The organism is Desulfobulbus rhabdoformis, assembly GCF_016919065.1.
Lineage (GTDB): Bacteria > Desulfobacterota > Desulfobulbia > Desulfobulbales > Desulfobulbaceae > Desulfobulbus > Desulfobulbus rhabdoformis.
Genome location: NZ_JAFFQA010000021.1, coordinates 1 through 14358, shown reverse-complemented (window position 1 = coordinate 14358; position 14358 = coordinate 1). Strand labels below are relative to the sequence as shown.

Annotated in this window: 11 protein-coding genes and 3 pseudogenes; 8 read left to right on the top strand and 6 right to left on the bottom strand. The window is 46.8% G+C overall.

The genetic code is table 11. The features are described from left to right. Positions 1-9: 9 nt before the first annotated feature. The 7 genes from JWJ90_RS12090 (at position 10) to JWJ90_RS12060 (ending at position 9482) form a co-directional block, all read left to right on the top strand. The gene (locus JWJ90_RS12090; protein ID WP_205227484.1) at positions 10-1332 is read left to right on the top strand and encodes a hypothetical protein; all 1323 of its coding nucleotides are present in this window, start codon (positions 10-12) and stop codon (positions 1330-1332) included. Between the two features lie 758 nt (positions 1333-2090). Next, positions 2091-3530 (top strand): DUF3375 domain-containing protein, encoded by a 1440-nt coding sequence (locus tag JWJ90_RS12085; protein WP_205227483.1) that lies wholly within the window; start codon positions 2091-2093, stop codon positions 3528-3530. A gap of 11 nt (positions 3531-3541) precedes the next feature. Next, positions 3542-4156, top strand: a complete 615-nt coding sequence (locus tag JWJ90_RS12080; protein ID WP_205227482.1) for a DUF4194 domain-containing protein — start codon at positions 3542-3544, stop codon at positions 4154-4156. After that, positions 4137-7514: an ATP-binding protein gene (locus JWJ90_RS12075; protein ID WP_205227481.1), complete on the top strand. Its 3378-nt coding sequence runs from the start codon at positions 4137-4139 to the stop codon at positions 7512-7514. The genes JWJ90_RS12080 and JWJ90_RS12075 overlap by 20 nt, the downstream gene beginning before the upstream one ends. Continuing rightward, entirely contained in the window at positions 7511-8680 is a 1170-nt protein-coding gene (locus tag JWJ90_RS12070) for a Wadjet anti-phage system protein JetD domain-containing protein (RefSeq protein ID WP_205227480.1), read from the top strand. The genes JWJ90_RS12075 and JWJ90_RS12070 overlap by 4 nt, the downstream gene beginning before the upstream one ends. A gap of 55 nt (positions 8681-8735) precedes the next feature. Further along, entirely contained in the window at positions 8736-8987 is a 252-nt protein-coding gene (locus tag JWJ90_RS12065) for an HNH endonuclease signature motif containing protein (RefSeq protein WP_240194906.1), read from the top strand. 36 nt (positions 8988-9023) lie between these two features. Further along, entirely contained in the window at positions 9024-9482 is a 459-nt protein-coding gene (locus JWJ90_RS12060) for a hypothetical protein (RefSeq protein WP_205227478.1), read from the top strand. 73 nt (positions 9483-9555) lie between these two features. On the opposite strand, the pseudogene JWJ90_RS12055 reads toward JWJ90_RS12060, so the two are convergent. The 4 genes and pseudogenes from JWJ90_RS12055 to tnpA form a co-directional block, all read right to left on the bottom strand. Further along, a pseudogene (locus tag JWJ90_RS12055) lies at positions 9556-9873 on the bottom strand (integrase core domain-containing protein); the annotation flags it as partial. Between the two features lie 4 nt (positions 9874-9877). After that, positions 9878-11457, bottom strand: a pseudogene (gene tnpC, locus JWJ90_RS12050) (IS66 family transposase). Between the two features lie 64 nt (positions 11458-11521). Beyond that, positions 11522-11872, bottom strand: a complete 351-nt coding sequence (gene tnpB / locus JWJ90_RS12045; RefSeq protein ID WP_205227476.1) for an IS66 family insertion sequence element accessory protein TnpB — start codon at positions 11870-11872, stop codon at positions 11522-11524. Next, on the bottom strand, positions 11869-12219 hold the full coding sequence (tnpA, locus tag JWJ90_RS12040) for an IS66 family insertion sequence element accessory protein TnpA (RefSeq protein WP_420828911.1): 351 nt from the start codon (positions 12217-12219) through the stop codon (positions 11869-11871). Before tnpA ends, tnpB begins: the two co-directional genes overlap by 4 nt. An 80-nt stretch (positions 12220-12299) precedes the next feature. Here tnpA and JWJ90_RS12035 point away from each other — a divergent pair. Beyond that, a pseudogene (locus tag JWJ90_RS12035) lies at positions 12300-12590 on the top strand (hypothetical protein); the annotation flags it as partial. A gap of 84 nt (positions 12591-12674) precedes the next feature. On the opposite strand, the gene istB reads toward JWJ90_RS12035, so the two are convergent. Continuing rightward, complete coding sequence (gene istB, locus JWJ90_RS12030) at positions 12675-13412, bottom strand: IS21-like element helper ATPase IstB (RefSeq protein ID WP_205227474.1); 738 nt, start codon at positions 13410-13412, stop codon at positions 12675-12677. Positions 13413-13423: 11 nt separating this feature from the next. Beyond that, positions 13424-14358 (bottom strand): transposase (locus tag JWJ90_RS12025; RefSeq protein ID WP_205227473.1); only part of this gene is annotated, 935 nt, incomplete at its 5' end.

Here is a 14358-nt window from a genome sequence, read left to right as displayed (position 1 = left end):
CTTCAAATAATGGAGTATAAGGGGTGGGTTCCAACGGTTACAGGCCGATTGTCTTTTGAATTTTTCGGTGATAGCGACTGCCCCACGGAAGCCATCTCTCAGAATGTTTCAGACTCTTCAAACCGATACACAATTATCTTTCAAAAAAGATATTTGTCCGATGCCGTCCTCCCTGTAAAGCACCACACTGCTCGCTGTATTTTTCGGCAAGCAAGTATATTCTGGTACGCCTGCTTAGGCTCTTGCTCTGAAGCGAATGCCTGTCTCCCCCCCCAACCAGATACATCAACTTTTTCCGAGCCAAATTTCAATGGTAAACTATATATTTTCCATGATGATCAGGTTTGGCAGGATAAAATTTACAAAGAAATTGTTTCGTCTCAGAATTTATTAAAGAGATTTTCATTAAAACCTTATGAAGAAAGGAATCATCTCAAAGAAAAATTCGAGGAAAACTATCTCAATCTAGAAAAACATCTACTTGATTATTCATTATTTATTGCAAGTTTCGAACTATCCCGACATGGAATTTTGACAATTAAGGTAGATGAGTCCCAAATTAAATATAATTTTGCTCCAAAATTTCCAGACTCCCCTTTATTAAAGCAGCATGTACAACATCTTGTCTGCTCCCAATTATTCTTTTTCCTTAGAGATATTGGGCACAGGCATCAGCATCATCCTTCATCTACCGACACAATTATCGATTTATACCAAGCGCTAGGTGACGATTTAACATGGAGGAGAGAAACACTAAGATCATTATGCAGAAAAGCGGTGGAATTTAAAAGGAGTAAGAGATACGAGTTATACAGTTCCGCACTTGGAGTCCTTGCTTACATAAAATCTTTTCAGAAAATTAATAGCTACGAAGATAATAGCCAAACAATATTACCTGGATTCAATGTAATTGCTCTCGAGAAAGGAATAAATGCATCTATACATGAATACAACTACCGTTCACAAACAACAAAATCAAAATGTGATGTATTAAGAAATATTTTAATTGGTTTTTTCGGATTAACAATCTCTTTCTTAGGATTATACAAATTAACAAATATACCGACAATAAATGTCTCAACGAACACACAGTATTTAATATACAGGTGCATAAAAACACCACTTGACAAACCTTTATTCACATTTTTTACAGTAATTGCTGTATTTATTTTCTTGTTATTTCAGACAAAAATAATAAATATTTTTAATTTTCCAGTCACACGCGGATTCGGTCGACTCCTCCTTACTTTTAACAAATCTTTTGCCACCTTCTTATGTTTTATTTTATCTGCAATTTTTGGAAGTTTTACAATTTGGTATGTATTTTATTAACCGACCTCTTAATTAGTGAAGGTCTCTCTTCGAAGGACACCATATCTAAAACAATTTATTTTTGATATTGATATTCCTTGGGCTCGGATGCGCTCATTATTTTTATCGTTACAATAAAAAAGCACTCCCGTTTCTGAGAAGTCATTCTTAGTTGCCAGGTAAACGACCGATACTCCCACTTTCTATTCGTCTTTACCGACGGGTCACGTCAAATAACAGATAGGTAAATCTACCTACAAATAATATCATTTCAAAAGGTTGCGCAGGAACAGGCTGGGTGCTAAACATGGAAGGACAGTTTTTAATAATCTGCCCACCATCACCAACAACCGGTTCCAATAATGAGCAAATCCCCTCTACGCCCGATCATCCTCTCTATCGCCCCCGATCCATTACCCCCATACCCACCCGAAAAAATAATATCATGCAAAATGGTGTACAGCTCATCGCGGACACCTAGATGACCTAATTGGGCTGATCAGTTGCGTTAGTATCAGGAATGAGCGGTACGGATAGATTTACACTCAAGTTTCTGAGTTACGTAACGGGTTGATGTATCGATAAAATTAGCCAAAGGTGCCCTTTGGGCGGGATAATTCCTCCACGAAATCATTACATTTTATCGTCAAATTTTTGCAATTTTTGTCGGTGCAATCAACAAATGGCAGCCTCTCAACTGCCCGTTATCGACGTAAATTCATACAGATAAATCAACTCAGAAACTTGAGTTTATAGATAAACTATCATTAGGGATTTAAATGAAATTGGACTACGAGTCACTTTCATTAATTAAAAAGGCGCACCCTGCTTGGCGACTACTTGTAGCCGATCATGCACCTTTGATTCTAAGTTTTCTGCACCGTGTTTTCATAAACAAAAATGTGCGCGATATCTCCCAAGTTGAGCTTATCTCAAAACTTGAGGATGAACTCTTCTACCTAAGAGAAATTGAGGGGGAAGAAAAATTTCCCCGTTCGGCGGCGGACTACATAGAGGAATGGGCCCAGGATGACAAGGGATGGTTGAGGAAATTCTACCCCACAGGCGCAGATGAGCCAGCTTACGATATCACCTCGGCCACAGAGAAAGCCATCAGCTGGCTGGAGGGGCTAACAACCCGGAAGTTTGTCGGCACCGAGTCAAGGCTCATGATGGTGTTTGAGCTGTTGCAACAGATGATAGATGGCACCGAGATTGACCCGGATAAACGAATCATCGAACTGCAGAGGAAAAAGCGTGAGATCGATCAGGAAATTGAGGCCATCCGGCACGGGCATATCAACCGGTTAAGTGATACTGCCTTACGAGACCGAGCCCAGCAGGTGGAAAGTACAGCGATGGATCTGCTCCGCGATTTCCGCGAGGTTGAGAATAATTTCAGGCAGCTGGATAAAGAGGTTCGTGAGAAAATAGCTACCTGGGACGGTCGAAAAGGGGAATTGCTAGAGGAAATTCTTCAGGAGCGAGATGCTATTGCTGATTCGGACCAGGGCCGGAGTTTCCAGGCGTTCTGGAATTTTCTCATGTCTATTGACAGGCAGGCAAAGCTGACAGAGATGCTTGCTAAGGTAACAGGCTTTGACGCGGTTCGGGAGCTTCAACTTGATCCGCGCCTGAAACGCATTCACTATGACTGGCTTGAAGCCGCAAGTCATACCCAGCGAACAGTTGCGAAACTCTCCCACCAGCTGCGTCGATTCCTCGATGATAAAACCTATCTTGAAAATAAGCGTATTATCAACATCCTTCAGGATATCCAAACGGCTGCAATAGACGTTCGGAGCAATGTGCCCGAAGGGATGTTCATGGAGGTTGATGAATCCAATGCCACCATTGCCCTGCCTTTTGAGAGACCCCTTTTTTCTCCGCCGGTCAAGCCAGTAATAGAGTTGGATGTCGTAGAAGCGGATGGAGCTAATATCAATGCCGATATTCTCTTTGAGCAGTTTATGGTGGACAGGACTAAACTGGAAAGTCAGATCAATAAGATGCTGCAGACCAGTGAACAGATTTCCCTTAGTGAACTTACAAGAAAATATCCTGTAAAAAAAGGGGTCGCTGAGCTTGTCTGCTACTTTGTAATTGCTGCGGAGAAAAGAGCAGTGTTTGATGAAGACCAGCATGAGAAAATTATCCTGCTGGATGAGACTGCAAATGAAAAACATGTCCAGGTGCCAAGAGTGATTTTTACCAGGTGATTGATACCGCTATGGATAAAGGAATTTCAAAAATTGTGATCTCCTTGATGAAAGGGGTTCTATACAAGGAGCCAGATTCGGCTATCTGGCAGCAGTTGATCAGGGAGCAAGGTGTTATCTCTGAATATGTTTCGGTTATGGGCTTGAGTCTTCTTGTGGATGAATCGGAGGGGTACGCTTTTTTGAAATACAGGGAACAGGAGGGCGAGGAGGAAGTACTGCCAAGGCTGATAGGACGCAGGCAGCTATCCTATCCTGTCAGTCTGCTGCTGGCGCTGCTGCGACACAGGCTGGCGGAGTTTGATGCCTCTGGCGAGGATACACGCCTTATTATGAGCCGGGATGAAATTGTTGAAATGGTATCTACCTTTCTGCCCTCCGGAGTCAACGAGGCGAGGCTAGTCGATAAGATCGATTCCCATATTTCCAAGGTGGTGGAGTTGGGATTTGTCCGCAGAATGCCCGGAAAAGAAAATTCCATTGAGGTAAAGCGCATTTTAAAAGCGTACATCAACGCCCACTGGCTGAGTGAAATGGACCAGCGATTGAAAGAATATCAGACATTTCTGCAAGCTGAAAAGAAGAATGAGGGGGGAGCGGGGAGCTATGCAGGAACCATTGTTTGATTTTGCCAGTAGTGATGAAGACGCCGGCTTTCGCCTGGAGCGGCTGGAGGTGTACAACTGGGGAACTTTTGATAGTAAGGTCTGGGCCCTGCAGCCGAATGGGAAAAATTGCCTCCTGACCGGTGATATCGGCTCCGGGAAATCGACCCTTGTGGACGCTGTAACCACCCTGTTTGTACCGGCCCACAGGGCGGCCTTCAATAAGGCTGCCGGCGCGGATAAAAGGGAGCGTTCCCTGCGCTCCTATGTTCTTGGCCACTACAAGACTGAAAGAAGTGAGTTCGGTCCGACCTCCACTCCTGTGGCCCTACGGGATCACAACTCCTACTCCGTCATCCTCGGTGTGTTTTTCAATGAGGGTTACAATCAGAAAATTACCCTGGCGCAAGTCTTCTGGTGCAGGGATAAGCAGGGGCAGCCGGAGAGATACTATTTAGTTGCCAAAAAGCCGTTGTCTATCTCCGAGAATTTTTCGGGTTTTGGCTCAGATCTTGGTGATTTGAAAAAACTGCTTCGAGGGGAAAGTGGCGTTGAGATTTTTGACAATTTTTCTCTTTACAGCGCCGAGTTCATGAGGCGGTTCGGAATCAAGCATAAGCAAGCTTTAGAGCTTTTTCACCAGACTGTTTCGATGAAATCTGTAGGAAATCTCACCGACTTTGTACGCCAGCATATGCTTGAAGCTTTTGACCTGGAGCCCGAGATAGCCGCGCTGACAGGACATTATGACGATCTGCAAAGAGCCTATGATGCGGTGCTCAAGGCAAAGAAGCAGATAGAGCAGCTTTCTCCATTGGTCGCAAGCTACCACCAATACAGCTCCCTTGCTGAAGATAATGAGGATTTGCATCTCTTCAGGGGGGCCCTTCCCGGCTACTTTTCCTCACTGAAAGCCGAACTGCTGGAGATGCGATTGCAGGAGTTGGAAGAGAAGCTGGAAAAACTCGAAATTGAACTCGGGGATAAAGAGCGAAAGAAGCACGGATTGAGAACAAGCAGGGACGAGTTGACAAAAGCGATCGCTGAAAATGGCGGAGATCGTATTGAGCAGCTAAAAAAAGAAAGAGAACAGCTGTTTGAGAGAAAAAAATCCAGGCAGAAGAGAGCAGACCGCTATAGGGACTTGGCGGGGCTCGTTGGCTTGTCTCAGACGGAGAGCAGAGAGGCCTTTCTCGATAATCGCAGGCGGCTTGAAGGGATAACCCGGGAGACTGAAGACGCCGCCAATACCCTGCAGGAGGCTGCAACTAAAGAGGCGTTCTTATTTGCACAGAAGCGGCAGGAATATCGAGAACTCCATGATGAGCTAGACTCGCTGCGAGAAAGGCAGAGTAATATCGACTCTAAACTCATTCGTATCAGGGAGCAGATGTGCAACAACCTGCAGCTGGACGTTGACGACATCCCCTTTGTCGGGGAATTGTTGCAGGTTCGGGAGGCGGAATCACGCTGGGAGGGGGCTACCGAGAGGGTTCTTCATAATTTTGGATTGTCCCTGCTGGTACCGGATGTGCACTATGCAAACGTCGCAGAATATGTGGACAATACCCACCTGAAAGGACGGCTTGTCTATTATAAAGTCAACCTTGATGCACTTCCTGCTCCTACCACCTGTGCCCCGCACTCTTTATTCAAAAAGCTCGAGATTAAGCCGGATTCAGCCTATTACTCCTGGCTTGAACACGAGCTGGCGCATCGGTTTAACTATATCTGTTGCACGGAAACTGATCAATTTCGTAGGGAAAAACAGGCAATAACCCTGGCAGGACAGATAAAAACCGGCGGGCGTCGTCATGAAAAAGATGACCGGCACTATCTTGGAGACCGTAGAAGATATATTCTCGGCTGGAGTAACAGGCAGAAAATTGAAGCTATTACCTCGGATGTGGAAGTTTTAGAAAAAACGATCCAGGACTTGGGGATTAAAATTGCTGAATACGACGAAAAGAAAGCTGAATATGCTGAAATCATAAAAGCGCTCGGGCTTTTGCAGGAATTTTCGGAATATAATGAGCAGGACTGGCGGGGTGACGTAAAAAGAGCAGATGACTTGCAAAGGGAGATGGAAGCACTGGAGTCGGCATCTGATATTTTGGCAACTCTTATATCACAGCTTGAAGAGGTGGAGTCTGAACTGAAGATCACCGAGCAAGATGAAAAGGATATGATTGTGGAGCAGGGACGCCTGGAAGAACGATCCCAGCAGAGCGAAAATGAATTAAAGCGCTGCAGGAAAAATATCGAAACTGTTGAAGAGTCCCAGCGCGATGAGCTTTTTGATTATCTTGAGTCGATGAAAGTGGAGATTCTGGGGGAGCAGCAGCTCACCGTGGAATCGTGCCATAGTGGTGAACTGGAGATGGGTAGTCGGTTCAAGAAGGACATTGACGACATTGAGGTACGGCTCAAAAAACTGGAAGGAAAGATAACTGCGGCTATGCACAGTTACAGCAACAATTTTGCAGCGGAAACCCAGGAGGTTGACAAAACCCTGGGGGCTGGACCCGAGTATGCGAAAATGTTGGAAGTGCTGGAGGGGGATGATCTCCCAAAGTATGAACAAAATTTCAAGGAATCGCTCAACCAGAATACAATCCGTGAAGTAGTGCAGTTCCAAGCGAATCTTGAGAAGCAGAACCGGTTGATCAGGGAGAGAATCGAGCAGATTAATAACTCCCTTGCGGGTATTGAGTTCAACCCCGGCAGATATGTAGAGTTAGAGACAGCCAGAAACAGCGACCCTGAGATCCGAGACTTTCAGCAGCAGCTTCGTATCTGCGGGACGGGTACTATAGGGGAAACGGAAGAAGAGCAGTATGCCGAGAAAAAATTTTACGAGGTGAAAAAACTCATTGATCGCTTCAGGGGCAGGCCGGAGGCAGTGGATATAGATAGGAGATGGGTAAAAAAGGTCACCGATGTTCGTAACTGGTTCATGTTTGCAGCTTCTGAGCGGTATCAGGAGGACGGCAGTGAATATGAACACTACACCGATACTGGAGGCAAATCGGGGGGACAAAAAGAAAAACTTGCTTATACCGTTCTTGCAGCAAGCCTTGTCTATCAGTTTGGTTTGGAAAAAGGGGCCATTAAGTCCAGGAGCTTTCGTTTTGTTGTGATCGACGAGGCGTTTGGCCGCGGCTCGGATGAATCAACCAGATATGCCCTGAGACTGTTCAAAGAACTTAATTTACAACTCCTCATCGTCACCCCCTTGCAGAAAATCCACACCATCGAGCCCTTTGTTTCGGCGGTTGGTTTTGTCCATAACGAGGGCGGGCTGGAGTCCCAGTTGCGAAGTCTTACCATAAAGGAATTCCGGGAAGAGAAGGTAAAAAGGGAGGCAGGTGAGATTTGAGTGACTGGACAAATGTTATCGATATACGTAAGAAACTGGAGCGAAGATGGGAGAAGGGAGAGTTCCTTTTTGCCCGTTTAAAAAATGAAACCTTGGTACGGCGGATTCCCCTGAAAAAACCAGGCTCAAATGATTGGGTGGAAAGGTATGATACCACCAAAACATGGATAGATGGGCTTGTTGCAGGCGGGAAAAAGCATTCTTTCGAGATAGAGTTTCGGGAAATAGATCACCGCCAGCGGGGGCTAAACAGGTTCCCACAAGCAGTGGTATTTGACTCGGATGAGTCTCTTTTCAAGTTTATTGGAAAACTGGGCAGCGTCCACCGTTTTGACGTCTTGAGTGAGCTGATTCTTGGTGTTTTTCCTGAACTAAGACCCTGGATGGAAAAAAGGTCCTTGGTAGCCCTAAAAAACGATAAAAATTGGCCAAGATTGTTAGCAGTGTTATCATTTCTAAAACAAAATCTCCGGCCGGGGATTTATGTACGTCAGCTGGAAATTGCAGGAGTTGATACAAAATTTATCGAAAAGCATAAAAAGCTGCTCAGTGAACTGCTTGATATAGTTTTGCCGGAAGATGCAATTAGCTGGGAAGCAACAGGCGTAAAAAAGTTTGAGCAGCGCTACGGTTTTACTTCTAAACCTCTTCAGGTCCGTTTTCGGGTTCTGGATGAGGATCATTATATTTCAGGGCTTTCAGATCTGCAGCTTCCTGCTGACGAGTTCAACAAACTTCACCTCGATATCGATACAGTTTTCATCACCGAAAATGAAATCAACGGACTAGCCTTTCCTCCAGCAAAAAGGGCGATCATCATCTTCGGTCTGGGTTTTGGTCTTGATCGGCTGGCGGAGATTAACTGGCTGAAATCCAGAGATATTCACTACTGGGGAGATATCGACACACACGGTTTTGTCATGCTCGATCAACTACGCAGCTACTTCCCAAAAGCCAGCTCATTTCTAATGGATAGGCAAACCCTTCTCGAACATCGTCCCCAATGGGGAGTTGAAGAGCGGCCTACAAATCGTTCTTTACACCGTCTTCTGCCTGAGGAGCAGGAAGTGTATCATCTTCTTGTTCGTGATGAGTTTACTGCGAGGCTCAGGCTTGAGCAGGAAAAAATCTCCTACCGCTATGTGAAAAGGCAGCTATTTGGTTAGGTGTCAGCTGCAGGCGTTACTCCCTAGATTCTCTGTGGAGGGGGAGCAAGGTGGATTGGCCTATTATTCCGCCGAGCGGCTTGATGGGCATAATGGCCTTCTTCTTGCGCCTCATGTCGACCATCTTTTTGACAAGGGGTACATCAGCTTTCTTGATAACGGAGATCTAATTTTTTCACCTTTTGCTGATTTACAGGCCTTCGCGCAAATGGGGTTACAGGTTGAACAAGTAATGAATGTTGGTGACTTTACAGCGAGGCAGAAATTCTATTTGGATTATCACCGAAATAACGTACTGAAAAAATAGAAAATAACCTTTCTAACAATTACCAAAAGGGCTTCAATGTTTGGCGAAATACTTAGAAGTGCGAGGAAAAAGGCGGGTTTTAAATCTATGGAGTTATTTACCGAAGAGGTAAATAAACATCTTCAAGAAAGTATAACCTGGCAGGCTGTGCAAAAATGGGAGACAAACATAAATCGTCCGGAAAGCGACAAGTGGGGAGCACTTGACTCAGCTCTTGGGGCTGAAAGCGGCTGGACAATGCGACTTGTCCTCAAGCAGAAGGCCATTGACCGCGCAAACGAGACTACAGGGATAGAGATAGCCAATTGCTTTAACGCTAATCTGGAACTTTTACCGAAAAAGAAACTAGAGAGTCCAAGCAACGGGCGTTCCCGGTCTATCCAAATGGACAAATCTCACGCTGAAATCGTTGAGTGCATGCTTGACCTGTTTTCGTTCGGTGATTGGGCAGATCTAGCATCTAGACTGGATCAAATGGAAGAAAGAGATGGGTAACTCTGTCTAACTATATTGACTTTTTCCCTGTGACAAGAAACATTGATGTGGTCAAATAAAAGTAGACAGTTTATTAAGCTGCATCTTTCCAAAGCTTCTGTTTTTCAAATTCCATGGGGGGCATATACCCCAGAGAGGAATGACGACGTCTGCTGTTGTAGAACATCTCAATGTAATCAACGATATCCCGCTTGGCATCTGCTCGGCTGAAATATGTCGTTCCGAAAACCAACTCTATTTTGAGAGTGCCGAAAAAACTCTCAGCCACTGCATTATCCCAACAATCGCCTTTCCTACTCATGCTGGGCAGGGCTCCGTGGGTTTTAAGTAACTTCTGGAAATCATGGCTGCAATACTGAGAGCCTCGGTCTGAGTGAAAGATGAGTAAGCGCTTATCAGACCCCACTCACCGCGTCACCCAGTGCTAAATCTTTCGGTTTTAACCTCATCGGCAGCAAAGCCTCATATTCCTCCTGGCTTTCAGTAAAGGGGAGTTTTTCAAACAGATAGCGCAGGTAATGGTACGGCTCCAACCTGTTGGCCTTGGCCGATTCGATCAGGCTGTAAATATCGGCGCTGGCTTTTGCTCCTTTGGGGGTTCCGGAAAACAACCAATTCTTTCTTCCAACCACAAATGGCCTGATAGCATTCTCAGCGCTATTATTGTCGGGAGTCATTTCTGGATGATCAAGATACACCAGAAGTCGTTTCCATTGTTTGAGGGTGTAGTGTACAGCTCTTCCCATCAGACTTTTGGGTGTCACTCGCAATACTTTTTTCTTGAGAAAGTCGTGCAACTCGTCAAAAATTGGTCTTCCCTGCTCGTTGCGCAGGGTAACCAAATCTTCAGGACTCAGTTGGTTGCGCTTTGCCTCAGACTCAAGCCTGTATATCTGGCGAATTAAGTTCAGGGCCACATGAGCACTGCCGCTTTTCCCTTTGCCCAGCCCCTTGGCAGCTTCGTCGAATTTACGGCGAGCATGCGCCAGGCATGCCGCATGTTTAACTCCTGTCGTATCATCAAGAAAATCATAACCGACATAGCCATCTGTCTGTACTACGCCTGCATAGCCCTGACTCAATTCTTTGGCTACATCTGCCGAACGGGTTGGTGAATAACGATACAATACCCCCTCTTTACCGGGCAGGCCACCGCGGCAAACCCACATATAGGATTTTGTTGTTGGAGCACGGCCAGGTTCCTTGAGAACTTGTACTGTTGTTTCATCCATACAGAGCAACGGGCCAGATCGAATTTCCCTATGAAGCAACTCCAGTACAGGTTGGCAGGCCTCAGAGGCATGCATGGCCCAGTTGCACATGGTTGCTCGGTTTACCTCAGCTCCTAGGCGAGTAAACTGCTTCTCCTGGCGATAAAAGGGGAGTGCATCACAAAACTTGGCGGTCAAAATGGCGCCAGAAGCCCTGCGGTAGCGATACCCTTGGGAATGATCTGCTTGGGTGGTGGTGCGATCTTCACTGTTGCGCCTTGTGTTTCTAGGCCTTCACAGTGGCGGCAGGCATATTTAGGGCGGATATGGCAAATAACTCGAATAACTGCAGGGATGATGTCGAGTTTCTCACTGACTTCCTCGCCGATCCTGCTTAAGTGCGTGCCACAACCACAGATCTTCTCACTCTCATCAATATCATGGATAACTTCAACCCGTGGTAAATCTTCGGGCAGAGCCTTTCTTCCACGTTTCTGCCGTTGATGCGCTTCTATCGCAACTGTTTCCTTTTCCGGTTCTATATCTTCCGGTTCAGGCATGTCAAACAGCGGCAACTGCGGATTCTGCCCGTTGGCAACATACTTTTCGCTCTTTTTGCCGAAGAGCTTGGCGTAGAGCAAGCGCACCCGCTCACGTAACAGCTTGTTTTCACTGAGATAATAATTCTGTTCAATCGCCATATCGGCTATGATTTTTTTAAGCTGCTCCAGATTATCGGGCAATGAGGTCATATCCACTTTCATGACCGTATATTACCATGAACCATCTAAAATTACATCCGTAAAATCAATGAGATAAATATTTTCATCAAGAAACCGTGTCAAAGATCAAGGGGCTATGCGCCTGCTGTAAATCCAATCCATGCAGAAGCCAGCTCAAAGCAGAACTGCTGATTTCCATAACTTCCTGTTCGTTGTCGGGCCAGCGGAAATAATCCGCCTCCAGGCGCTTCATCCATACACAGAAACCGTTAATGTCCCAGTAGAGAATTTTCACCAGATCACGTCGCCGGTTGCAAAAGGCAAAGAGGTTGCCCGTGAAGAGATCGAGTTCAAATTGTTCTTCAACAAGCAACGACAGGCCGTTGATCGATTTGCGCATGTCGGTTGCGCCAACAGCCAGATACACATTGACGTTCTCCAGGTTGCCCCGGATCATATTTGCTCCAGGGCACGAACAATATGCTGCAGCGTTGATGAAGAAAACTCATTGTCTATTTCAATAACGAACCGATGGCCGCCAAGCAGGAGGCGAAAGGGCTTCCCATCCTTGTGAGGGGGGATTGTTTGCTGCGAAGGTGCAACTGCCAGAGGGTAAAAGCGAGGCTTGTCTACTTCTCCACTCTGCAGCTTAAGCTTGCGTCGCCAATAACCGAAGGTGGCCACTGCTAGATTATTGTTCCTGCAATATACCAACTGGCTGAGTCCAGATGCTTTCCACCCGGCAATATGCTCTTGCCAGAAATTTAGCTTTGAGTCTCTACCCCTCGCGTTGCTCCTGTCCATGATCGCCTCCACTGAAAGTTTTGGCAAACATGACCATGTTTTCAGGTGGCTGAAAAGAAGGGGGTCATTTGGCGCTTACACATTGGCAACACATTCGGACATCCAATCCGATTGAATCAACCTTTGCCACTGTACGGCTAAGAACGGATAAGACCCGGGGCTGTGTTGCCCGCCGAACAATCTTGGCCATGGTCTATAAACTGGGAATGAGTGCAGAAAAAAAGTGGCAAAGGCTACGAGGATTCAAGCTCCTTGCCGATATTATCCGGGGCGTCAAGTTCAAGGATGGGGAGCCTGTCACCCCTTTAACTGCGTATTCCAGGGAATCCGGCCAGTCATTCCATTCGAAGCCGGTCACTGAATCCATTTGATCCCGGCCACCTGTTCCAGTGATCTCGGTCGGGTGATCGGAGCGAAGCGACGCGGTTATTAATCCATTACCTTGTTGTCGCCATTCAGGTCAAGTTTGCCTTCTTTTTTCTCATTGATTCTCCTTTTAGTTGTATTTTGTGAGCAGTGTGGACCAACCGGTCCAGGATGGCGTCTGCCACGGTCGGATCGCCGATCTGTTCGTGCCAGTGGTCCACAGGGAGCTGGCTGGTGACAAGGGTTGATTTCAAGCCATGACGATCTTCCAGTATCTCCAATAAGTCATGTCGCTGTTCCCGGCCTAGTTGTGTTAAGCCATAGTCGTCAAGTACCAGCAGATCGGCTTTGGCAAAGGCTTTCAGAAGCTTCAGATATCGGCCATCACCTTTGGCAAGGGCGAGGTCCTCGAAGAATTTTGTCGTTCTCAGATACAGCGTGTTCAACCCTTCTCTGCAGGCCTTCTGAGCAAAGGCGCAGGCAAGGTAGGTTTTGCCAACGCCGGTAGGGCCGGTAATTATCAGGTTGTTGCGCTCTCTGATCCAGTCACAACCGGCCAGCCTGAGTACCAGTGACTTGTCCAACCCGCGTGGATGGCGGAAGTCGATATCCTCGATACAGCCATCTTGGCGTAGTTTAGCCGCTCTGAGTCGGGTTTGCAGTCTCCGCGTTTCTCTGGCTGTTATTTCCCGGTCAAGCAGCAGGCCAAGTCGCTCTTCAAAGCTCATGTCGGCAAGGGAGTTCATCTGCATTTGCTCGTCAAGAGCCGCAGCCATGCCGGTGAAGCGTAAGGTATTGAGTTTTTCGAGTGTTGGATGCAGCAGCATGTGGTTCTCCTTTAATGGACTGTTGAGTTGTAGTAATCGGCGCCACGGATGTTGCGATGTTCTACCGGTTTATTGTTCTTCTCGTTATTGAGTAACGTTTTCTGATCCAGGCCGTTTTTAAGAATAGACTCAATAGAGCGGTAGGAGAGCGCGTTGATCTTGAGTGCTCGTGTACATGCCGCTTCCAGCCGTTCATCGCCATAGGCTTTACCAAGCCTGAGAATGCCCAGCAGGCTTCGGTAGGCCTGCTGGGGATGTTGGCGCTGAACCAACAATGTTTCAGTGAGCAGGAGCGCCTGCGGCCCGATCTTGGCTGCCCAGCGCTTGAACCGTTCAGGATTCCACTCCGAGTATTTTTGGTGATTGAGAGGCATGTGTGTCTTGACGGTGGTATGGCGACCGCGAATGGTGCTGCGGAGATGGCTGGCTATGCGTCGATTCCGGTAAAAACATTCGACCGTGCGTGCGGTATAGCGAATATCCAGTTTCTTCTTCACCAGGGTGTAGGGGACGGAGTAATAGTGGCCATCCACTTCCACATGATAATCAAGATGGACGGTCGCCTTTTTCCAATAGGCCAACTCGTAAGGAGCAAAGGGAAGTGGCTTGAGGGTGGGCTGGTCAATTTCACAAAAACGGCTATAGCGCGTGCCGGGGAGCCTTTTAAACGGTTTGGCGTTCAGAGCTGCCAACAGCCGTTGTATTTCCTGATTTAAATCCGCAAGATTGAAGAAGGTGTGTTTGCGCAACCTGGCCAAGATCCACCGCTCAACCAGGAGCACACCGGCTTCCGCTTTAGCTTTGTCACGCGGTTTTCTGGGGCGGGCAGGCAGGACCACCGTTTGGTAATGTCGTGCCAGATCGTGATAGGTTGGGTTGATGTCGGGCTCATACCGGCAGGATTTACTGACACCGCTTTTGAGATTATCGGGAACAACAGCCTCCG

Excerpts from the sequence above, each read along its gene's own strand:
- JWJ90_RS12090 (WP_205227484.1), top strand. The coding sequence starts at position 10 with ATGGAGTATAAGGGGTGGGTTCCAACGGTTACAGGCCGATTGTCTTTT.
- JWJ90_RS12085 (WP_205227483.1), top strand. The coding sequence starts at position 2,091 with ATGAAATTGGACTACGAGTCACTTTCATTAATTAAAAAGGCGCACCCT.
- JWJ90_RS12080 (WP_205227482.1), top strand. The coding sequence starts at position 3,542 with ATGGATAAAGGAATTTCAAAAATTGTGATCTCCTTGATGAAAGGGGTT.
- JWJ90_RS12075 (WP_205227481.1), top strand. The coding sequence starts at position 4,137 with ATGCAGGAACCATTGTTTGATTTTGCCAGTAGTGATGAAGACGCCGGC.
- JWJ90_RS12060 (WP_205227478.1), top strand. The coding sequence starts at position 9,024 with ATGTTTGGCGAAATACTTAGAAGTGCGAGGAAAAAGGCGGGTTTTAAA.
- tnpB (WP_205227476.1), bottom strand. The coding sequence starts at position 11,872 with ATGATCCGGGGCAACCTGGAGAACGTCAATGTGTATCTGGCTGTTGGC.
- tnpA (WP_420828911.1), bottom strand. The coding sequence starts at position 12,219 with ATGGACAGGAGCAACGCGAGGGGTAGAGACTCAAAGCTAAATTTCTGG.
- istB (WP_205227474.1), bottom strand. The coding sequence starts at position 13,412 with ATGCTGCTGCATCCAACACTCGAAAAACTCAATACCTTACGCTTCACC.